The 19,596-nt window shown below is 49.2% G+C and carries 23 protein-coding genes; 22 read left to right on the top strand and 1 reads right to left on the bottom strand.

The features are described 5' to 3' along the window. The first annotated feature begins 178 nt into the window (after positions 1 to 178). The 3 genes from cysJ (at position 179) to cysH (ending at position 4,526) form a co-directional block, all read left to right on the top strand. Entirely contained in the window at positions 179 to 1,981 is a 1,803-nt protein-coding gene (cysJ, locus tag OK023_RS13915; RefSeq protein WP_317693301.1) for an NADPH-dependent assimilatory sulfite reductase flavoprotein subunit, read from the top strand. Next, positions 1,981 to 3,696, top strand: coding sequence for an assimilatory sulfite reductase (NADPH) hemoprotein subunit (gene cysI, locus OK023_RS13910; protein ID WP_317693300.1), 1,716 nt, complete (start codon positions 1,981 to 1,983; stop codon positions 3,694 to 3,696). Before cysJ ends, cysI begins: the two co-directional genes overlap by 1 nt. A 95-nt stretch (positions 3,697 to 3,791) precedes the next feature. Continuing rightward, the gene (gene cysH / locus OK023_RS13905) at positions 3,792 to 4,526 is read left to right on the top strand and encodes a phosphoadenosine phosphosulfate reductase (RefSeq protein WP_317693299.1); all 735 of its coding nucleotides are present in this window, start codon (positions 3,792 to 3,794) and stop codon (positions 4,524 to 4,526) included. Positions 4,527 to 4,603: 77 nt separating this feature from the next. On the opposite strand, the gene OK023_RS13900 is transcribed toward cysH, so the two are convergent. Beyond that, positions 4,604 to 5,314 carry a helix-turn-helix transcriptional regulator gene (locus OK023_RS13900; protein ID WP_317693298.1) on the bottom strand — a complete coding sequence of 237 codons (711 nt, stop codon included), beginning with the start codon at positions 5,312 to 5,314 and terminating at the stop codon, positions 4,604 to 4,606. Positions 5,315 to 5,456: 142 nt separating this feature from the next. On the opposite strand from OK023_RS13900, the gene OK023_RS13895 reads away from it, so the two are divergent. The 19 genes from OK023_RS13895 (at position 5,457) to OK023_RS13805 (ending at position 19,587) form a co-directional block, all read left to right on the top strand. Beyond that, positions 5,457 to 5,816: an antiterminator Q family protein gene (locus OK023_RS13895; protein ID WP_317693297.1), complete on the top strand. Its 360-nt coding sequence runs from the start codon at positions 5,457 to 5,459 to the stop codon at positions 5,814 to 5,816. Positions 5,817 to 6,144: 328 nt separating this feature from the next. Further along, positions 6,145 to 7,476: a DUF1073 domain-containing protein gene (locus OK023_RS13890; protein WP_317693296.1), complete on the top strand. Its 1,332-nt coding sequence runs from the start codon at positions 6,145 to 6,147 to the stop codon at positions 7,474 to 7,476. A gap of 237 nt (positions 7,477 to 7,713) precedes the next feature. After that, a complete protein-coding gene (locus tag OK023_RS13885; protein WP_317693295.1) occupies positions 7,714 to 8,127 on the top strand; it encodes a DUF4054 domain-containing protein in 414 nt (137 codons plus the stop codon). 63 nt (positions 8,128 to 8,190) lie between these two features. Next, complete coding sequence (locus tag OK023_RS13880) at positions 8,191 to 8,586, top strand: head-tail adaptor (protein ID WP_317693294.1); 396 nt, start codon at positions 8,191 to 8,193, stop codon at positions 8,584 to 8,586. Continuing rightward, the gene (locus OK023_RS13875) at positions 8,570 to 9,163 is read left to right on the top strand and encodes a hypothetical protein (RefSeq protein ID WP_317693293.1); all 594 of its coding nucleotides are present in this window, start codon (positions 8,570 to 8,572) and stop codon (positions 9,161 to 9,163) included. The genes OK023_RS13880 and OK023_RS13875 overlap by 17 nt, the downstream gene beginning before the upstream one ends. A 4-nt stretch (positions 9,164 to 9,167) precedes the next feature. Beyond that, entirely contained in the window at positions 9,168 to 10,637 is a 1,470-nt protein-coding gene (locus OK023_RS13870; RefSeq protein WP_317693292.1) for a DUF3383 domain-containing protein, read from the top strand. Positions 10,638 to 10,652: 15 nt separating this feature from the next. After that, positions 10,653 to 11,093: a DUF3277 family protein gene (locus OK023_RS13865; RefSeq protein WP_317693291.1), complete on the top strand. Its 441-nt coding sequence runs from the start codon at positions 10,653 to 10,655 to the stop codon at positions 11,091 to 11,093. Between the two features lie 2 nt (positions 11,094 to 11,095). Continuing rightward, on the top strand, positions 11,096 to 11,494 hold the full coding sequence (locus tag OK023_RS13860) for a phage tail assembly chaperone (protein WP_317693290.1): 399 nt from the start codon (positions 11,096 to 11,098) through the stop codon (positions 11,492 to 11,494). A 2-nt stretch (positions 11,495 to 11,496) separates the two neighbouring features. Further along, the gene (locus tag OK023_RS13855) at positions 11,497 to 11,676 is read left to right on the top strand and encodes a DUF6889 family protein (RefSeq protein WP_411569423.1); all 180 of its coding nucleotides are present in this window, start codon (positions 11,497 to 11,499) and stop codon (positions 11,674 to 11,676) included. Between the two features lie 49 nt (positions 11,677 to 11,725). Continuing rightward, the gene (locus tag OK023_RS13850; protein ID WP_317693289.1) at positions 11,726 to 13,414 is read left to right on the top strand and encodes a hypothetical protein; all 1,689 of its coding nucleotides are present in this window, start codon (positions 11,726 to 11,728) and stop codon (positions 13,412 to 13,414) included. Then, positions 13,414 to 14,049, top strand: a complete 636-nt coding sequence (locus OK023_RS13845; RefSeq protein WP_317693288.1) for a phage baseplate protein — start codon at positions 13,414 to 13,416, stop codon at positions 14,047 to 14,049. Before OK023_RS13850 ends, OK023_RS13845 begins: the two co-directional genes overlap by 1 nt. Beyond that, entirely contained in the window at positions 14,046 to 14,345 is a 300-nt protein-coding gene (locus tag OK023_RS13840) for a phage baseplate plug protein (RefSeq protein WP_317693287.1), read from the top strand. Before OK023_RS13845 ends, OK023_RS13840 begins: the two co-directional genes overlap by 4 nt. 33 nt (positions 14,346 to 14,378) lie before the next feature. Beyond that, positions 14,379 to 15,335 (top strand): phage protein, encoded by a 957-nt coding sequence (locus tag OK023_RS13835; protein WP_317693286.1) that lies wholly within the window; start codon positions 14,379 to 14,381, stop codon positions 15,333 to 15,335. Further along, positions 15,325 to 16,080 (top strand): Gp138 family membrane-puncturing spike protein, encoded by a 756-nt coding sequence (locus OK023_RS13830; protein ID WP_317693285.1) that lies wholly within the window; start codon positions 15,325 to 15,327, stop codon positions 16,078 to 16,080. Before OK023_RS13835 ends, OK023_RS13830 begins: the two co-directional genes overlap by 11 nt. After that, positions 16,080 to 16,433 (top strand): hypothetical protein, encoded by a 354-nt coding sequence (locus OK023_RS13825; protein ID WP_317693284.1) that lies wholly within the window; start codon positions 16,080 to 16,082, stop codon positions 16,431 to 16,433. The genes OK023_RS13830 and OK023_RS13825 overlap by 1 nt, the downstream gene beginning before the upstream one ends. Next, a complete protein-coding gene (locus tag OK023_RS13820) occupies positions 16,430 to 17,614 on the top strand; it encodes a baseplate J/gp47 family protein (RefSeq protein WP_317697723.1) in 1,185 nt (394 codons plus the stop codon). The genes OK023_RS13825 and OK023_RS13820 overlap by 4 nt, the downstream gene beginning before the upstream one ends. Next, positions 17,611 to 18,279 carry a DUF2612 domain-containing protein gene (locus tag OK023_RS13815; protein WP_317693283.1) on the top strand — a complete coding sequence of 223 codons (669 nt, stop codon included), beginning with the start codon at positions 17,611 to 17,613 and terminating at the stop codon, positions 18,277 to 18,279. The genes OK023_RS13820 and OK023_RS13815 overlap by 4 nt, the downstream gene beginning before the upstream one ends. Continuing rightward, the gene (locus OK023_RS13810) at positions 18,272 to 18,985 is read left to right on the top strand and encodes a phage tail protein (protein WP_317693282.1); all 714 of its coding nucleotides are present in this window, start codon (positions 18,272 to 18,274) and stop codon (positions 18,983 to 18,985) included. The genes OK023_RS13815 and OK023_RS13810 overlap by 8 nt, the downstream gene beginning before the upstream one ends. Further along, positions 18,985 to 19,587, top strand: coding sequence for a tail fiber assembly protein (locus tag OK023_RS13805; protein WP_317693281.1), 603 nt, complete (start codon positions 18,985 to 18,987; stop codon positions 19,585 to 19,587). Before OK023_RS13810 ends, OK023_RS13805 begins: the two co-directional genes overlap by 1 nt. The last annotated feature ends 9 nt before the right edge of the window (positions 19,588 to 19,596 follow it).

The following is a 19,596-nucleotide window of genomic DNA, read 5'->3' as shown; positions in this document are numbered from 1 at the left end:
TTATCTGTTTAACCTCTATCCCTTACCGGAAAAACTGCTTAGTCATTTTGGTTATTATTTATTGCTATCCCTTATTTAATCGTTGCAATGACGCTCGTTAACCTTACAAACTCTCCTGATCTTTTCAGGAAATCAAACAGCGACTGACACTAGCCAAGCATAGGATATCCGTACTGCGATGACGACTCAGGCCCCCCCACCATTCTTGCACCCGCTGACACCCGAGCAGCTTTCACGCCTGCAGGCAACGATTGCTGAATATTCGCCAACGCAACTCGCATGGTTGTCTGGCTATTTTTGGGGGAAGGTTGAACAGCAACCGGGTATCGTTGCCTCAGCACCCGTTGCTCAAGCTCCCACAAGCAGTATTACCATTATCTCGGCTTCCCAGACGGGTAATGCTCGCCGTCTGGCCGAACAGCTGCGTGACGATCTGCTGGCGGCAAAACTGAGCGTCACCTTGGTCAGTGCCGGGGACTATAAGTTCAAGCAAATCGCACAGGAACGCCTGTTGGTGGTGGTGGCTTCCACCCAGGGGGAAGGCGAGCCAGCGGAAGAAGCGGTTGCACTGCACAAATATCTGCATTCGAAAAAAGCGCCCAAGCTGGATGAAACCGCCTTTGCGGTGTTCGGTTTGGGCGATAGTTCCTATGAGAATTTCTGCCAGTCTGGTAAGGATTTTGACGCCAAATTGGCCGAGTTGGGTGCCGAGCGTCTGGTTGAACGCATCGATGCTGACGTGGAGTACCAGGAGCTGGCAACGGCCTGGCGTAAGCAGGTGGTTGAAGTGTTTAAGGCTCGCGCCCCGGCTGAAAACAGTGTATCAGCCGCGTTGGCCAGCGGTGCCGTCACCGCATTGGAAAACAGCCCTTATAGCAAAGAACAACCACTGACGGCACAGTTGGCCGTGAAGCAGAAAATCACTGGCCGTAGTTCTGATAAAGATGTACGGCATATCGAAATCGATCTGGGGGATCCCGGGCTGCGTTATCAACCTGGCGATGCTCTCGGCGTTTGGTTTGACAACGATCCTGCGTTAGTGGACGAATTACTGCAACTGTTATGGTTGACAGGAGACGAATTGGTTCAAGTTGAGGAAAAAGCGCAGTCATTACGTGATGCATTGCTTACTCACTTTGAGTTGACGCAGAACACCTCCCCGATTGTGGAGAAATATGCCGCTCTGTCGCGAGATGAAACGCTGATTAGCCTGTTAGCCGATAAAGCTAAACTTCAACACTACGCGCACAACACACCTATTGTTGACATGGTACGTCGTGCTCCAGCCGATTTGAGCGCTGAACAGCTGATTGGCCTGCTCCGTCCACTGACTCCCCGCCTGTACTCCATCGCCTCATCCCAGGCAGAAAATGAAAGCGAGGTTCATATTACGGTGGGGGTCGTGCGTTACGAGATCGATGGTCGAGCACGTGCTGGTGGGGCTTCCAGTTTCCTCGCCGATCGTTTGGAGGAAGAGGGCGAACTACGTGTATTTATCGAACATAACGATAATTTCCGTCTGCCTGCCAACCCGGAAACGCCAATCATCATGATTGGCCCCGGCACCGGTATTGCCCCTTTCCGCGCCTTCATGCAACAGCGTGAGGCCGACGGGGCGACAGGTAAGAATTGGTTATTCTTTGGTAACCCGCACTTTACTGAAGATTTTCTCTATCAGGTTGAATGGCAGCGCTATGTGAAAGATGGCCTGTTAACCCGCATCGACCTGGCCTGGTCTCGCGATCAACAGCACAAAGTTTATGTGCAGGACAAACTGCGGGAGCAGGGGGCAGAGGTTTGGCGCTGGATCCAACAGGGAGCCCATATCTATGTCTGTGGTGATGCTAACCGCATGGCGAAAGACGTTGAAAACACATTATTAACACTGGTGGCCGAGCACGGTGGTATGGATACCGAGCAGGCAGATGAATTTTTAAGTGAGCTGCGCCTTGAGCGCCGTTATCAGCGAGATGTTTACTGATGAATGATAAACACCCTGGGCCTCTGGTGGTTGAAGGCAAACTTGCCGATGCCGAGCGCTTGAAGAAAGAGAGCAACTTCCTGCGTGGTTCCATTGCGGAAGATTTAAAAGACGGCCTTACCGGCGGTTTCACTGGTGACAACTTCTTGCTGATCCGTTTCCATGGCATGTATCAGCAGGATGATCGTGATATTCGTGCCGAGCGTGCCGAGCAGAAGCTAGAACCTCGTCATGCCATGATGCTACGCTGCCGTTTACCAGGTGGGATCATTACCCCACAGCAGTGGCTGGGCATCGATCAGTTCGCACAGGAAAGTACCTTGTACGGCAGCATTCGCATTACCAACCGTCAGACATTCCAGTTCCACGGCATTCTGAAAGGCAATGTTAAGCCAGCACATCAGCTATTGGGGCATCTTGGTTTAGATGCACTGGCAACGGCTAATGACGTAAACCGTAATGTGCTATGCACGTCAAACCCGGTAGAGTCAGCGTTACATCAGCAGGCCTATGAGTGGGCTAAAAAAATCTCCGAGCATTTGCTGCCTCGTACCCGTGCTTATGCAGAAATATGGCTGGATAAAGAAAAGATCGCGACTACCGATGAAGAACCGATCTTGGGTGCAACGTATCTGCCGCGCAAATTTAAAACCACGGTTGTCATTCCACCACAAAATGATGTCGATCTGCATGCTAATGACATGAACTTTGTGGCCATTGCCGAGCACGGCAAGCTGGTGGGTTTTAATCTTTTGGTCGGTGGTGGCCTGTCGATCGAGCATGGCAATAAGAAAACCTATGCACGTACGGCGAGTGAGTTTGGGTATATCCCGCTGGAGCACACGCTTGCCGTCGCTGAAGCGGTGGTCACTACGCAGCGCGATTGGGGGAACCGTACCGATCGCAAGAATGCAAAAACCAAATATACCCTTGAGCGGGTTGGGGTTGATACCTTCCGTGCCGAAGTGGAAAAGCGAGCAGGAATTCGTTTCGAACCGGTGCGCCCTTATGAGTTTACTGGCCGTGGCGATCGTATCGGCTGGGTGAAAGGGGTTGACGAACTCTGGCATCTGACGCTGTTTATTGAGAATGGTCGTTTGCTTGATTATCCGGGGCGAACATTGAAAACCGGTATGGCTGAGATTGCCAAGATCCACCAAGGCGATTTCCGCCTCACGGCAAACCAGAATCTGATCGTTGCCGGGGTGCCGGCAAGCGAGAAAGCCAGAATCGAAGCGTTAGCACGGGAACATGGCCTTATCGACGATCGCACCAGTGAGCAGCGTAAAAATTCTATGGCCTGCGTGTCTTATCCCACCTGTCCACTGGCGATGGCGGAAGCCGAGCGCTTCCTACCTACATTTGTTACCAAGGTAGAAGGCATCATGCATCAGCATGGCGTGGGTGACGAACACATCGTGTTGCGTATCACCGGTTGCCCAAATGGCTGCGGGCGTGCGTTGTTGGCGGAGATTGGCCTTGTGGGTAAGGCGATTGGTCGCTACAACCTCCATTTGGGAGGCAATCGTGAAGGAACGCGTATTCCGCGTATGTACCGCGAAAATATCAACGAAGAGGAAATCCTACAGAATATTGACCAACTGGTAGGCCGCTGGGCAAAAGAGCGCACGGTAGGTGAAGGATTCGGCGACTTTACCCTTCGAGCTGGGATTATCCAGCCGGTTGTGGATCCCGCACACGATTTCTGGGGGTAACATTCAAGGCTGCATTTCATATTGAGGCAACCACTCCTTCCTTCTCATCTATAAAGGTGAGAGGGAAGGAGTCACCATTTTTAGGAGATTTCAACATGGCTGAACTCGATCTGGTTGCGCTGAATGGGCTACCAAAATCAGGGCAAGCGTTGGCACTGGCGGTCGTGAATGGTCAGTTGGAACACCTTCCGGCGCAGGAGCGTGTTGCTTGGGCGCTGGAAAATCTGCCTGGGGAGTTCGTACTCTCTTCAAGTTTTGGTATTCAGGCAGCGGTATGCTTGCACTTGGTCACACGTATCAAGCCGGATATCCCGGTGATCCTGACGGATACAGGCTATCTGTTCCCAGAAACCTACCGGTTTATCGATCAACTGGTCGACAAACTTCAGCTGAATCTTCAGGTGTTTCGTGCTGAGCATTCACCGGCCTGGCAAGAAGCGCGATACGGCAAGCTTTGGGAGCAAGGGGTAGAGGGGATCGAAAAGTACAACCAGATCAACAAAGTTGAGCCAATGGATCGCGCATTGGAAACGCTCGGGGCCAAGACTTGGTTTGCCGGTTTACGCCGTGAGCAGTCTGGTAGCCGAGCCAACCTGCCAGTGCTGGCGGTACAACGTGGCGTATTCAAGATCCTGCCGATTATCGACTGGGATAATCGGCAGATTTACCAATACCTGACTGAACATGGGCTGAACTATCATCCACTCTGGGAGCAGGGTTATCTTTCAGTTGGTGATACCCACACTACCCGTAAATGGGAAGAGGGCATGAGCGAAGAAGAAACCCGCTTCTTCGGCCTGAAGCGTGAGTGTGGACTGCATGAGGGATGACTGGAGTAGAGTGTGACTGCGCCACGGGCGATTAAGGAAGATTGCTGGGTAAGGTGGGGGAATCCCCCCCACTATTTTTACCAGAGAGTAGAAGACCAGAAAACCCGGCCAATAATATGAATACGCTGTTCAAACTCCTGACGATTCAAAGACTCATCTGGATATTCGGTGCTATTAAAACTTTTAATGATAACCCCGCCATCAGGCTTGGCAACCAGCTGCTTGACGCGGATTAAATCCCCATCACGAATCGCGTAATAATCACCGTCGTTAATCGGAAAGTTATTCGCAGTATCGATACCGACCACATCTCCGCTGCGTAACAGTGGCGCCATGCTGTTGCCAATCACCCTTACCACTCGTGCATCACGGGCATTAACCCCCAATCGGCGTAGGGTATGGCGCCGAAACGGCAAACGATAGATTTCCCTTTCCTCTTCAGGCATTGCCCCGCTGCCTGCCGATGCCTCAATGTCTAGCACCGCGATATCGATGAACTCTTTCTGATCCTGTTCCATCGACTCCCACTCCTCGACACGTAAGCGACTCTCTTTGATTTCATCATGCTTAGGTGGCGTTGGTGCAGAATTTGTGTCACCAAACAACAACCATTGTGATGTTACTGAAAGTGCCGCTGCCAGTTTCTCCAAATTGCGTGGCGAGCGGGTTTGCCCAGTTTCAATTTTATTGATCGACTGCTGGCTCACCCCTACTTTTTCTGCCAAGGTTTTCTGGCTCAAGCCCAGCTCTTCACGCCGTTTAGCCAGGCGTTCACCTAAAGTTTTCATAATTCATCTCCTGTTCCCCTGATTATAAATAAAAAAAGTGCAATAACAACCTGTGAGAGGGTATACAACTTTCTTATGTTGATTTAACAACTATAAGTATATAGTATGTAACAACGATACAGAGCCTTTTCGTGGAGCAAAAATGAACAATATAAAGATAAGTCTTGAGACGTGGGGAAACTGGGCACGTTGTAATTTGGGAACCGAATATTCAACGGTAAATATCACTTTTCAAGAAGCCCTACCGATGAATAGCTCCAACCTGAGACGTATCGACGACAAAGAAGGTATGTTGATCGATGCCGCCGTGGCGGGGCTTAAATGCTTTGATTTGCTGGCATATAAATTGATAGTTGCTCATTATGTCTACCGCGTCAGCCAGAACCGTTTGGCAAAAGAGATCGGTAAAGCGCAGAGTTATGTTGCTAATCTACTGCGTGTTGCTGAGGCTTTTATCGCCGGGCAGATCTTCTCTTATACCGAGACAGCCACCGCCCGTTAAAGACCCTTTTAACATGCATTCCTGGGATACCGCCGTAAGGCGGTATTTTTTTACCCACAACAAAAAATAAAAAATAACACCAAAAAGGTGTTGATCTAATCTGATTAACTGGTATAGTGACAACTATAAGGTCAAAGAGTTGTATCTTGAACTCAGCCACCTGAAGCCCTTCTCCTTGTGTGAAGGGCTTTTTTGTTTGTGTCTTTGAAAACAGATCCAGGGCATGTCTATGTACGCTACGACTGTTAATTTGGTTTTTTTTCAACCAGACAGGTCAACCAGACAGACAGGTTTTGTTAAATATTATTCAATCATGTAAGGCGAGCGAATGGTAATAGATACGTCACTCAATAGTCAGACCTCGTCGGCCCAACTGGGTAACGGCGATATCATGTTGCTGCCTGGAATTCGTGTACCGCCATTTTCCGGCAGTGAAAATCCTCTTCCTGACAGGATCAGTAGTCAGCGGTCATTAATTGACAATGCTTATCGATCATCATGGTTGGTTGGCGCGGCGGTGGATACCGTAGCAGAGGATATGACCCGCAATGGGATAACGATCACCTCCACTTTGGAGCCCGATGCTAAGCAGCATTTGCAGAGCGCCTGGGAACGTTTAGCCCTGTGGGATAGTTTGAACAACGTCATCAAACTAGGGAGATTGTACGGCGGAGCGCTAGGAGTGGTCCTGCTTGATGATGACGACATGTCAACACCCTTACGGGTAGAGAACGTGAAGGCGGGGACTTTCCGCGGCATTTTCCCGATGCATCGCTGGATGGTATCTCCTTCACTGAACGAGAGAGAAAGTACGCTGGGGCCTGATTTTGGACAACCGCTTTTTTATCAGGTCACTGATACCTCAACCGGTATTCCTCCGTGGAAAATACACTACAGCCGGGTGATCCGTTTTGAGGGTATTACGCTGCCCAGTCAGCCAGAACAGGATGAAAACGGTTGGGGTATCAGCGTGATAGAACGCATTTACGATCGGATACTGGCATTTGACAGCGCCACAACCGCTGCCGTGCAGTTGATGAACAAAGCCCATTTGCGTACCTACAGCATGACTGACCTGCGCAAAATTTTAGCGATGGGCGGGCCAGCGAAAGACGTCTTGCTGACGCAGATGGCCGCCATTCAGCAAGGGCAATCGATTGATGGCCTAACGCTGATGGATGCCAACGATAAGTTTGAAACCCACTCTTATCATCTCAATGGTTTACCCGAGGTACTGGCACAGTTTGCACAACAGCTCTCAGGGGCGCTGAACATCCCACTGGTCAGGCTGTTTGGCCAATCTCCGGCGGGTTTTACCACAGGGGATGTGGATTTGGCGAATTATTACGATGGCATCGCTGCTCAGCAGGCGCGGCAGCTACGCCGCCCGATCTATACCCTGATGTCGATTCTACATCGTTCTGTGCTGGATAAAGCATTACCAGAGGATTTTGCATTTAACTTCAACCCGTTATGGCAGATGTCAGAACTCGAACGCAGCCAAGTGGCGGTACAGACCGTTGAGGCGATCGGTAACGCTGTTAGCAGCGGCATGATGAAAACCTATGCAGGCGCTGAACAGTTGCGCGATTCATCACGTGTCACGGGCATCGGCTCTACCATTCGTCAAGATGATTTAACACGTCTGCGTCAAGGTTGAGAAGGCCGTTTCCCTAGGATAGATCACCATGAAATATTTTTTTAATGCCCGGCTCGATAACACCCGTTATCGATTAGCCGACGGATTCCTATTGTGTTTTGGTACGCCGCTAGTACGTCCAAAAATAGCCGGTCAGCAATGTCGGACTCAAGATGCTGTTGGAGGGCCATCAGGGACTCACGCAGCACCGCAAACTGGATGGGATCACGCAGAAGCAATTAAAAGGGGGCACTCATTATGCCATCGCAACCTTACAACCTGACGCTGCCTACTGAGACGCAGTTCCGTACTGATTTTCCACAATTTACTGACGTGACCCGTTATCCCACGGCCCAGATTGCTCGCCACTTGGCATTGGCCGATCGGCTACTGGATGAAGCGCGCTATGGCCAGCTCTATGCCTACGTGGTTGAGCTATTCGTTGCTCATCATCTGACTCTGTTTGCTGACGATATGCGGGCCAGCGCACTGGGGGGAAGCAGCGGCGATAACAGTGGCGTACTGGCAGCCAAATCGGTGGATAAAGTCAGCATCCGTTATGACAACTGCGCCACCCTCAATCCTCAGGCGAACAGGTGGAATCATACCCGTTATGGGGCCGAGTTTTACGATTTTCTGCTGTTGTTTGGCGCTGGGGGACAGCAATTATGAACGCTAACGCGATGAAAAAGAGCGAGCGTACATCGCCGAGGAAAAAGGCCCGCAGGGGGGAACATGCCACTACTTGATGTGACCGATATTCTGCTGGATGCCGATTTTGCCGACTCGACGCTGGAAGTTACGCGCAACTGGTTGATGACAGACGACGATGGTGTCACCCGCGTTGCCCAACAATCCATGCCTTTTACCGGTGTGGTTATGGTGGATCATTCATTGATGACCCAGCGTATGCCGCCAAGCCAGACCATCAGTGGGTCGATACAGATCATTACGTTGGAGAGATTGACGCAAGGGCAGAGTGGACGCGACGCCGATATTGTCACCTATCAGGGGCGTGACTACAGAGTAACCTTTGTCGATCCCTACCTTGCCTATGGTGCTGGATTCGTACTGGCCCATTGTGAACTGATGCCGTTTGACGGCGGGGGTGCGGATGAGCAACAACGCTGACAGTAATAACCTGAACAACCTCGAAAACAACAGACTTAGCAACAACACCGAAAACACTTATCTGAGACCTATTTCGTCATCGCAACAGGATGACATCGAACTGGAGCGCATCCTTTCCCGTTGGGTACGGGGTGTCTCTGGACTGCCGCCGAAGCACGTTTTATTGCAATGGACTGCCGAACAGCCTCACCAGCCGTCGGCCTCGGAGGATTGGTGTTCACTAGGAATACTGAAATTTCAGGCTAACGATAATCCGGCATTCACCCATCAGACGGACGACAGCGTGCAGCTATGGCGCAATGAGCTGATTGAAATCATGGTGAGTTTTTACGGCCCTCATGGACAGCGGCTTGCTACCCAGTTCCGTGATGGTGTCGCCATTGCGCAAAACCGGGAAGAACTGAATCAGGCTGGCCTCGCATTTTCTGCGTCGGGAGCCATCGTTTCAGCCCATGAACTAAAGAATAATCAGTGGGTTAGACGTTACGATCAACACTTGACGCTCCAGCGCAAAGTGGTCAGAGAGTATGCGATCCACTCGATCCTCGAAGCACCAACACACTTTATTGGAGAGTAAGCTTATGTCACAGGGATTACCTGTTTCTAATATTATCAACGTGTCCGTAAACATGGCGGTTCGCGCCGCACAGGCCCGTAACTTTGGTTCTCTGCTGATTGTTGGCAGTTCGCCAGTGATTGATGCCAACGAACGCCTGCGTGCCTATAGCGATATCAGCGGTGTGCTGGCTGATTTTGGTCTTAACTCACCGGAATATCAGGCTGCCAACCTTTACTATCAGCAATCTCCGCGCCCGGTGGATCTGATGATTGGGCGCTGGGTGAAAACCGATGCTCCAGCCGCTTTGCGTAGTGGCGTTCTGACACCCGCACAACAAGAGCTAAGCCGTTTTGCGGTGGAAGATGCTGCAATGAAAATCACCATTGATGGCACCGTGAAAACCATCGGCCCCCTGGATTTTTCCAACGAAACCAGTTTGAACAGTATCGCAGCCAAAGTGGCTAACGCTATCGATTCCGCCGATGTGGTATGGGACGGTAACCGCTTTATTGTTAGCTCAAAAACCACCGATGAGACCTCTGCGGTTACCTATGGTTCGGTGAGTACCGGTACCGATCTGTCAGTGTTGATGGGGCTGGTTCAGAGCGTTGGGGCATTGATTGTTCCGCGCAAAGCGGCAGAAACGATAGATCAGTGCGTCGCTGCACTGGCCAACCAATCCACAGCCTGGTATGGCCTGATGATTGCTGATACCTCACTGAGTGATGCGGATGTCACCAAGGTAGCCGCGCTGATTGAATCTGACGGTGTCGCGCGCATCTATGGCCACACCACGCAAAACAGCAATATCTTCACGGCAGGCAGCAGCACGGATATTGCCAGCATCCTGAAAGAGGCGAACTATTCACGCACATTGGTGCAGTACTCAAGCGCTAACCCGTATGCGGTGGCTTCACTATTTGGTCGTGCTTTCACCGTCAACTTCAGTGGTAACAACACCACCATTACCCTGAAATTCAAACAGCAACCGGGCATTACGGCAGAAACACTGACGCAAACCGAGGCCAATACGCTGCAAAGCAAAAACGCCAACGTCTTTGTCAATTACAACAACGATACGGCGATCATCCAGGAAGGCGTGATGTGTAACGGCGACTTTATCGACGAACGTCATGGTCTGGACTGGCTGCAGAACTATGTGCAGAACAACCTCTATAACCTGCTGTTTACCTCTACCAGCAAAATTCCGCAAACCGATGGTGGTGTGACACGGCTGTTGACCAATGTCGAACAGTCACTGGCAAAAGGGGTAGATAACGGGCTGATTGCTCCAGGGGTATGGAATGGGGGGCCGCTGGGTATTTTACAACCGGGCGAGACGTTGACCAAAGGCTATTACACCTACGCCTCTCCTATTGCCGAACAGTCTCAAGCAGAGCGTGAAAAACGCCGTGCACCGGTGATCCAGTGTGCAATCAAACTGGCGGGCGCTGTTCATTACGCCGATGTCATTATCAACGTAAATCGTTAATTTAAGGAAAAAACTATGGCTACTTATTCATTTGCAGACGTTAGCGCGACCTTGGCAGGCCCTACTGGGGTTATTGATTTAGGCTATGGCTCTTCTAATGCCGACGAAGGGATCGTGGTTTCTATGAGCGGCCCGCAAAACAGCATGGTGCTGGGTGCCGACGGGGAAGTGATGCACAGTTTGCACGCTGCCAAATCAGGCACCATTACCGTCACGCTGCTGAAAACCTCACCGGTGAACAAAAAGCTCTCTTCGGTTTATGGCGCACAGGGCATGTCCTCAACGCTGTGGGGTAACAACATCATCACCATCCGTAATACCGCTTCTGGAGATACTATTGTGGCGCGCAACTGCGCGTTTCAAAAGCGCCCTGACCATATTAATGCCAAAGAAGGCGGCAATGTCACTTGGGTGTTTGACTGCGGCAAGATCGACCAGATGCTGGGAGAGTTCTAATTATGGAGTTTGAGTTAAAAGGGCAAGAATATCGGGTGCGGAAGCTCGATGTTTTCGACCAGTTTCGTGTTTCTCGTAAATTACTCCCCGTGGTGGCGGGGGTTTTCGAGGAGCTGCAAAGTGGTGAAATTACGCTTGCGGCCTTGTTGCCGCAAGTATCGGAAGCCGTGGCTGCAATGAGCGATGCCGATTGCAACGCCATTATTCACCCTTGTCTCTCTATGGTATCGCGCAAGAATGGCAAAATCTGGAGCGCGGTTTTCCAGGATGGGGTGATGATGTTTGATGATATCGACATGCTGAGCATGCTGGAACTGGTCGGCAATGTTATCAGAGATTCCCTTGGCGATTTTTTTCCCGTACCCCTCGCCAGCGAGATAGCCGACCTTCCAGCGGTTTAACGCTGGATACCCTGCCGGGGGGGGAAGAGTACCTGCTGCGCCCGGTCGAGGCAGGTCTTATTCCGTATACTGCACTGCGCGACCGCTCAATCAGCCTGGCCGATGTGGCATTAATGAATGAATTTCTCGACTTGCAGTTTGATAACGCTGAAAGGATAGAGAAATGGCGCCAGCGGAGTTGATTAAACCATTAGGGGATTGCTAAACCCTCTTAATTTTACAGAGGTAATCATGAGCAAAGGAATAAATATCCAAAGAGATGGGCCTAACTTAATTAAGTCAAGCAGTAAAATTTTTGGAAGTATTAAAGAAAATCAAACGATTGATGGGTTAAATGCAGATCAAACACGTGCTCTAGCGATAGTTGTTAGTGCTCGTGAAAGTACTAACAATAAACGCATTGTCAACCAAAGTGGATATTTAGGGTTATTCCAGTTTGGTGCAGAAGCTCTTGCTAATGTTGGTTTAATTAAAAAGGCTAACGTTAAACGCTTGCTAGAAAAATATCCGGAAGGAAAAGGATTGTACACCAAAAAAAACGGAGTGCCATCACCTCATGAGCAATTTCTCAGAGATGACAGTAACTGGATATTGCCTGGGGGGATGAATGCTTATTTGTCAGATGTAGGTGTTCAATATAAAGCGTTTATTGATAACACAAATTCTAATATTAAAATGGGAATGAGGGTTGATAAAACTTATAAAAAAACAAAAAATGGGAGAGTTGTTGATAAAGAATTCTCTCCTGCCTTAAATAAAAATAGCTCAGCAGCTAAAATAGCTGGGTTTGCGATGTCTTCACACATGAAACCGCTAGGTGCAGTAAAATACTATGCTTTAGGTATTGATGATGAAGATGGTAATAATACTAGTGTAAGTTCTTATGCTAAATTAGGTGAGCAAGCTGTAACTATTCTTGCACCTAATCTTGAAGGATATCAAGGTGAAAATCACTCATCATCTTTTAATAATGATAAAAACAATATAGAAGAACCCCTGTTGTTAAAGCTTCAAAATGAAGTTAAAGAACAACGTGGTATTGGTCAACCTTTGCCATTGACTCAGGAAGTCAAAGATAAATATAAGGATACAGGGTATAAATATGGAGCTAATGGCCAGATTATCAATGGTAAGATTTATTACGACTGCTCACATTTAACGCACGCAGTGGGGAAAAATCTTGGATATGATGTTCCTTATGAAAATAGTACTGCTTTAGCAAAATCCAAATATTACGAAAAAGTAGACCCTGAAAATGTTAGACCTGGAGATTTTGCAGTATGGCCTGGCCAGCATGTAGGTATAGTTGAAACGCCTATAGATCCGAATACAAAAATAGGACATTTCTATAGTACAAGAGGTCCTGACAAAGTAACGGGAGAACAGAGAGGACCGGCCAGCGTAGAGTTTGGCCCTAATGCGGTTTATTGGAATAAATCTCCTGAATACAGGCGTGTAAAAACAGAATTTTTAGATAAAAATCTCCAAAAAAATACCGCTGCCACTCAGCAAAAACCGACTTCTTCGAAAGCGCCTGCTGCGGCTAGGGCGGCCAAAAGCAACTCCAGCGTAGCGAAAGTCGCAAAACCAGACCCGCAGAAGGTCTTGGCAGAATCGGTCGCAAGACGTGCTGTTGCAGCAGTGAACTGGGCGCAATCAAAACTTAAACAATATGCGCCTAATTTAGCGCTGATGAGTAAAGAGTTGGCCTCGCGCCAGCCAGAGGATTTCCGCTCTGCAAAGGGTTGCTGTTGCTGCTGTTCTGCAGGAAATGCAGCCTCAACGGTGATTAACCAGAACACCTCTATTACGTTAAATTCCGCGTGTAAGGACCACCAAGAGCTAGGCAAAATAGTCGCCAATGCTCAGGATAAAGCGAATAGAGACACGGTGCGCAAACTCACACCGAGGACATCATAATGGATCTGTTATCAGTGCTGTTTAATCAGCAAAAACGGCGTATTGGTGCGATTGTCCCCAGCATTGTTATCAGTGAAAAACATAGCGATAGCACGGTCATTACCGAGCATCCTGTAGGGTTCGGTGCGGCGATTAACGATCACGCCTATAACCGCCCCGCTGATTTGGTGATGGAACTGGGCTTTGCCGGAGCAGGTTCACTGGTAGATTTTTTGGATACATCGGAGTACGAAATTGCAGGGCATGAAATTTCTATTGGTACCAGCCCGAAAGAGATCTATCAACAGCTATTGGATCTGCAAAACTCATTTGAATATTTTAGCGTGACCACCGGTAAGCGAAAATATAAAAATATGTTGATCCGTTCATTGGATGTGACAACGGATGAAGCTACCGAAAATGTATTGATGATTACCATCACTATGCAGCAAATCAATATTACTAATACGCAAACCATTACCGCCACACCGATGGAAAATATGGCTCAAGGGCAGAATACCGCAGGGACGACTAACACTGGGGTAAAAAATCCGCTGACTGTGAATCCAAATAATATGTTGAGATCCTTTATCGATACCGTTGCTGGCACGATAAAAACCGGGGTATCTACGCTTAAAGGAGTATTCGAACCATGATAGAGATCGCACTGACCGCGGAGAACCAGCGTTTTAGGATCACCTTGGGGAGTGTTGAATATCGAATGACACTACTCTGGCGTGATAATGCTGGCTGGATTTTAGATATTGCCAGCAGTACTGGCACTGCTATTGTCAACGGCATACCCTTGGTGACGGGCACCAATCTTTTACAGCCCTATCGGCACTTAGGGCTTAATGGTGCATTGGTGGTTGCCTCTGATGTGGATATTTATGCTACGCCCACTAAAGATAATCTTGGTCGTGCTGGGCATCTGTATTTTATTGCCACTTGACTTAAACGGAGCCACTTTATTTTTAGGTGAAATATGAGTGAAAACTGGAGAAGAAAATGTTCCCTGGTGGTGGTGGATGAGGAGGGGAATGGACTGGATCTATCGGCGCTTAAATTTACCTTCTCAATCACCTGGCAAGACACCAAATATCCGAAAAAAGCTGAATTTAAAATTTTCAATCTCTCCTCTGATGTAGCAAATAAACTCACCCGTGGAGAGTTTGCACAAATACAGCTGTTGGCAGGATATCAGGATAACGCCAGCTTGATATTCAGTGGAGAGATAATTTTTTCTATCGACGGTAGAGATAATGCCACGGATACCTTTGTCACTATTCAAGCGTCGGAGAATGATAAAGCCTTTTGCTACGCCACAGTGAATACCACCTTGGCAGCAGGATACAGCAAAACGGATGTCTTTCAGGCCTTATTAAAAGCGGTAAGAAACTTCGGTATTACCGCAGGGCTTATTCCTGAACTGGGTGATATCAAAATGCCTCGCGGTAAACCAATCTATGGTATGCATCGGGATGAAATGGATCGTTTGGCCTCTCAAACCCATTCTACTTGGCAATTTGTTAACAATACCATCCAGATGCGGCCTGAAAATACCCATAGTACCGACATTATCGTCCTTAATAATCAGACTGGGTTAATTGGTATGCCCCAACAAACGATTGATGGGGGCGTTAATTTACAATGCCTGATTAACCCCAATATTGTGATTAATAGTTTAATTCGCCTCGATAATAGCAGCGCCTATAAGACGACGTCATCAACGGGGAATATAAATGCCGACTCTGCCAAAGAGGCGAACCAGCAAGCCAAGGCAGCGTCTTCAACGCTATCCAAAGATGGTGATTATAGGGTGATTAATATTTCTTACCGTGGCGATACTCGTGGCAACGAGTGGTACATGGATCTGGTCTGTATCGCAAAAGGTCAGTCGGATGCTATCGCATTAAATAAGGTGGCGAGTCATGATTACTAACAAAGAACGAGCCAGTTCGGCGGAAGACATTCTCGACATCTTACGGGGTTCTATCTATTCAGAACTCCGCGTGGCAATGCCGGGCATCATCGAATCCTTTAACGTCGACGCCGTGACCTGTGAAGTTCGACCCGCCATTCGTGGCAAGGTTGAAAATCCAGACGGCACAGTGACTCAGGTTGAATTACCGCTGCTGGTGGATGTTCCCGTGATCTTTCCACGCGGTGGCGGCGTCAGCCTGACGTTTCCGGTGAAAAAAGGCGATGAGTGTCTGGTGGTGTTTGCCGATCGCTGTATTGATTTCTGGTGGCAGAGCGGTGATGTACAGGATGCCGTGGATGGGCGGATGCACCACTTAGCAGATGCCCTTGCCATTTTTGGGCCACAGTCGCAAACCCATAAAATCAGCAATATCAGTGTCTCATCGGCGCAACTGCGTAGTGACGACGGCGCTGCAACGATCGAACTGAACCCCAGCAGCCATGCGGTGAATGTTATCACCTCGGGAAAACTGACGGCGAATGCCAATGGCGGCACAGAGATCACCTCTCCCACTATCACGCTCAATGGCAATGTCACCATTAATGGCAACCTGTCACAAGGCATGGGGAGCGCAGGCGGCAGTGCCAGCATCAACGGACCGATGACCGTGAAAAATGACGTTACAGCGGCCGGCATTAGTCTGAAAAATCACAAACATGGTGGTGTACAGACCGGCGGTGGCACCACCGGAGGAGCACAATAATGCGCTATCGCAGAGAAGATAGTTCCGGCGACTATATTTTTGGCGCTGGAGATAACACCTTTATGGTCAACACCCCAGATGCAGTGGCTCAGGCGGTGAAAACCCGTTTTGCTTTGTGGCAAGGGGAGTGGTTTTTGGATACCACCGCAGGCACGCCGTATAAAACCGATATTCTGGGAAAACATAAATCGCTGGTTTATCAGATGGCTGTTCGTGAACGAATTCTGGATACCCAAGGCGTGAGTGAAATCACCGAGTTTCAGGTGCAAGCCAATCCGCAGACCCGGCGTGTGACCTTTACTTCCACCATCAATACCTTATTTGGCACAACCACCATCAATAGCGAGGCATAATGCTCAATCTCGATACATTAGGGCTATCGGCCAGCGTCGATGCCCACGGGATCAGTGCGCCCGATTATCAGACCATCCTTAGCACGCTGACGGCTTTTTTTCGCCAGATTTATGGCGAAGATGCCTACCTGGAACCTGACAGTAAAGATGGGCAGTGGATCGCCGTGATCGCGCTGGCCATTCATGATGCCAATAATATGGCGATAGCGGTATTTAACTCGTTCAGCCCTGCAACGGCACAGGGCCGGGCATTGGAAAATAATGTCAAAATCAATGGCATTACTAAAAACGCCGCTAGCCAATCCACGGCGGATGTGGTGCTCACTGGGCAAGTGGGGACGCAGATCACCAACGGTGTGGTACGTGATACCAATGGCATCAGTTGGAGCTTGCCGAGCAGTGTAGTAATCGGCCCATCAGGAGAGGTGAGCGTAACGGCCACCTGCCAGGTTATCGGTGCAGTGATTGCATTACCGGGCGAGCTTAACATTATTGGTTCACCTACCCGCGGCTGGCAAGCTGTCACCAACCCGCAAGCGGCATCGCCGGGGCAACCGGTGGAATCGGATGCTGAACTGCGCATCCGTCAATCGCGTTCGGTCTCTCTGCCATCACGTACGGTACTCGAGGGAATTATCGGTGCTATTGCCACTCTGCCCAATGTAGAACGCTACCGAGGCTATGAAAACGATACCAGCGCTACCGACAAAAATGGTATCCCCAGCCATTCGATCGCGATTGTGGTAGATGGAGGTGACGACCGGCAGATAGCTAAAACCATCGCCAACAAAAAAACCCCGGGAACCGGGACCTATGGCACCACCGTTGTCCCAGTGACCGACCAGTACGGTATCACGCGCGCGGTCTCTTTCTTTCGCAAAACCAGTGTTCCTATTTATGTCCGTGTCACATTGAAGCCTTTGGCGGGTTATACCACCAACATTGCCGAGGCGATTAAATCTGCCATTGCTGATTACATTAACGGAGTGGCGATCGGTGATCCGGTCTTGCTACACCGTCTGTTTGTTCCTGCCAATCTTAATGGCGAAGGACGCGCCTATGACCTTACCGACTTGCAAATGGGTACATCCGACAGCGAGTTGGCAGCAGCCAATATCAACGTCATGTTCAATCAGGCGGTCACTTGTGGAGCAGAGAATGTCACAGTGGTGACGATATGAATACTTATCAAAAACTTATCACCGCCTATCATGCAGATAAACCGCGATATATCAATACTATCGGTTTGAGCAGTGCACCGTTTGTGGCTATCCAGTCAACGCTGGGCGAGTTTATCAATAAGTTTGATCTTGACCGCGCTGTAGACAGCCAGCTTGATGCGTTGGGATTGTGGATCGGTATCGGACGCGTGGTCAGAAGCACCATCAACGGCATCTATTTTTCCTTTGATACCGCTGGGCTTGGTTACGACCAAGGGAGCTGGCAAGGTGAATTCGATGACATGGGATTTACCTCTTTGGATGATGATGCCTACCGCACCATTCTGCGCGCCAAAATCCTGGCGAACAACTGGGATGGCACGATGGCGACCCTCAGTAACATCTATCAGGGCGTTTTCCCCGATGATAAAACCCAGATCTTCGCCGTCGATAATCTTGATATGTCGATGAGCGTCTATCTGACCGGTTCCCCATTACCTGCTGTGGTGCAGTCCATCATTGCCTTTGGCTATCTGGATGTTAAACCCGGCGGCGTGCGTATTGCAGATTACACCATGGTATCGGAACCAGGGCCATTATTCGGTTTTGATGCTGACAATCAATATCTATCCGGCTTTGACAAAGGCATGTGGGGCCTGGACCTAAAGGAGATCATCAATGGCTAAAAATGAGTTTTTTCCCTTCGGCATTGGGGCGGGGGCTAACGTCCTCACCCCGGCTGAGTGGTCGGTACTGCCTACGCGCAGCCAGGGCTTTGCCTCCGGCGCAGCAAAATCGCAAGAACTGAATACCGCTTGGCGGCAGTCCAGCGTAATCAGCAGTGTAGTGGCACAGTTTATTGCCGACAGCAGCGGCAAGGATGTATTGGATAACGGTGACACCACGGCGTTACTCTCTGCGCTAAAAGGCCTGTTAACCCCAACCGGTATTCCACTGCCTTGGCCAACCGCTACCGCCCCTACCGGCTGGTTAAAATGTAACGGTGCGGCATTTAATAAATCACTTTACCCCAATCTGGCGTTAGCTTATCCGAGCGGGATATTACCTGATTTACGCGGCGAATTTATTCGCGGTTGGGATGATGGTAGAGGAGTGGATAGTAGTCGGGTATTGTTGAGTTCTCAGCAGGGTTCGAAAATCTTTGGTGACCTTATAGGTGGTAATAATGCTGGAGCTATAAATCAATGGTGGTGCGACCATCTTATTAGCGATGGATGGGAACAATTAGCTGCAGAAATCGTGAGCAATGGGGTACCTTGGGGGCGATTAGCACCATTTACAGGTGAGATTATAGCGAGAAATCTTATTCGCTACACAGGGTATCCCCGCCCTCGTAATATCGCATTTAACTATATCGTGAGGGCTGCATAATGAATATGGCTATTTTAGATAAAAATAATATTGCCACTACATCAGGCGTGCTCACCGTATTTAATTACGATGGCAAAACAGGAGAGTATCTTGACTCTTGTGAAGAGTATTTATCCGAGGGGGTTGGGTTACCTGCTAATTCCTGTATTGAAGCACCACCAAAAACAAGCACAGGATATATTGCTCGCCGTGTCGGCGATGTATGGGATGTTGTTGAAGACCATCGTGGTAAAACGCTTTATAGCACTGAGACTGGGCAATCCGTAACGATTAGCGAATTGGGTGCGTTACCAGTAAACAGCACTGAATTGGTACCCAATACGCCCTATGATAAATGGGACGGTAAAGAATGGGTTACTGATGAAATAGCGCAACATGATGCCGATATTGCTACTGCAACTCAACAACGTGCAGAATTGCTCGTATTGGCGAATGCAGCGATTACCCCTTTGACCGATGCGGTAGATTTAGGTATGGCTGCAGAGGAGGAAACGGTATTGCTCAATAATTGGCGACGTTATCGTGTTCAATTAAATCGCATCGAGATGGATGCTGCTCCTAATATTAATTGGCCTGAAATGCCTACGCAAAAGAATAAATAAAGGATATCA

The organism is Serratia sp. UGAL515B_01 (assembly GCF_033095805.1).
GTDB lineage: Bacteria > Pseudomonadota > Gammaproteobacteria > Enterobacterales > Enterobacteriaceae > Chania.
This window is presented reverse-complemented; position numbering and strand designations above follow the sequence as displayed.

Excerpts from the sequence above, each read along its gene's own strand:
- OK023_RS13850 (WP_317693289.1), top strand. The coding sequence starts at position 11,726 with ATGAGCAAAGGAATAAATATCCAAAGAGATGGGCCTAACTTAATTAAG.
- OK023_RS13875 (WP_317693293.1), top strand. The coding sequence starts at position 8,570 with ATGAGCAACAACGCTGACAGTAATAACCTGAACAACCTCGAAAACAAC.
- OK023_RS13870 (WP_317693292.1), top strand. The coding sequence starts at position 9,168 with ATGTCACAGGGATTACCTGTTTCTAATATTATCAACGTGTCCGTAAAC.
- cysH (WP_317693299.1), top strand. The coding sequence starts at position 3,792 with ATGGCTGAACTCGATCTGGTTGCGCTGAATGGGCTACCAAAATCAGGG.
- OK023_RS13835 (WP_317693286.1), top strand. The coding sequence starts at position 14,379 with ATGAGTGAAAACTGGAGAAGAAAATGTTCCCTGGTGGTGGTGGATGAG.
- OK023_RS13810 (WP_317693282.1), top strand. The coding sequence starts at position 18,272 with ATGGCTAAAAATGAGTTTTTTCCCTTCGGCATTGGGGCGGGGGCTAAC.
- OK023_RS13885 (WP_317693295.1), top strand. The coding sequence starts at position 7,714 with ATGCCATCGCAACCTTACAACCTGACGCTGCCTACTGAGACGCAGTTC.
- OK023_RS13830 (WP_317693285.1), top strand. The coding sequence starts at position 15,325 with ATGATTACTAACAAAGAACGAGCCAGTTCGGCGGAAGACATTCTCGAC.
- OK023_RS13890 (WP_317693296.1), top strand. The coding sequence starts at position 6,145 with ATGGTAATAGATACGTCACTCAATAGTCAGACCTCGTCGGCCCAACTG.
- OK023_RS13865 (WP_317693291.1), top strand. The coding sequence starts at position 10,653 with ATGGCTACTTATTCATTTGCAGACGTTAGCGCGACCTTGGCAGGCCCT.
- OK023_RS13860 (WP_317693290.1), top strand. The coding sequence starts at position 11,096 with ATGGAGTTTGAGTTAAAAGGGCAAGAATATCGGGTGCGGAAGCTCGAT.
- OK023_RS13825 (WP_317693284.1), top strand. The coding sequence starts at position 16,080 with ATGCGCTATCGCAGAGAAGATAGTTCCGGCGACTATATTTTTGGCGCT.
- OK023_RS13845 (WP_317693288.1), top strand. The coding sequence starts at position 13,414 with ATGGATCTGTTATCAGTGCTGTTTAATCAGCAAAAACGGCGTATTGGT.
- OK023_RS13815 (WP_317693283.1), top strand. The coding sequence starts at position 17,611 with ATGAATACTTATCAAAAACTTATCACCGCCTATCATGCAGATAAACCG.
- OK023_RS13805 (WP_317693281.1), top strand. The coding sequence starts at position 18,985 with ATGAATATGGCTATTTTAGATAAAAATAATATTGCCACTACATCAGGC.
- OK023_RS13840 (WP_317693287.1), top strand. The coding sequence starts at position 14,046 with ATGATAGAGATCGCACTGACCGCGGAGAACCAGCGTTTTAGGATCACC.
- OK023_RS13880 (WP_317693294.1), top strand. The coding sequence starts at position 8,191 with ATGCCACTACTTGATGTGACCGATATTCTGCTGGATGCCGATTTTGCC.
- cysJ (WP_317693301.1), top strand. The coding sequence starts at position 179 with ATGACGACTCAGGCCCCCCCACCATTCTTGCACCCGCTGACACCCGAG.
- OK023_RS13895 (WP_317693297.1), top strand. The coding sequence starts at position 5,457 with ATGAACAATATAAAGATAAGTCTTGAGACGTGGGGAAACTGGGCACGT.
- OK023_RS13900 (WP_317693298.1), bottom strand. The coding sequence starts at position 5,314 with ATGAAAACTTTAGGTGAACGCCTGGCTAAACGGCGTGAAGAGCTGGGC.
- cysI (WP_317693300.1), top strand. The coding sequence starts at position 1,981 with ATGAATGATAAACACCCTGGGCCTCTGGTGGTTGAAGGCAAACTTGCC.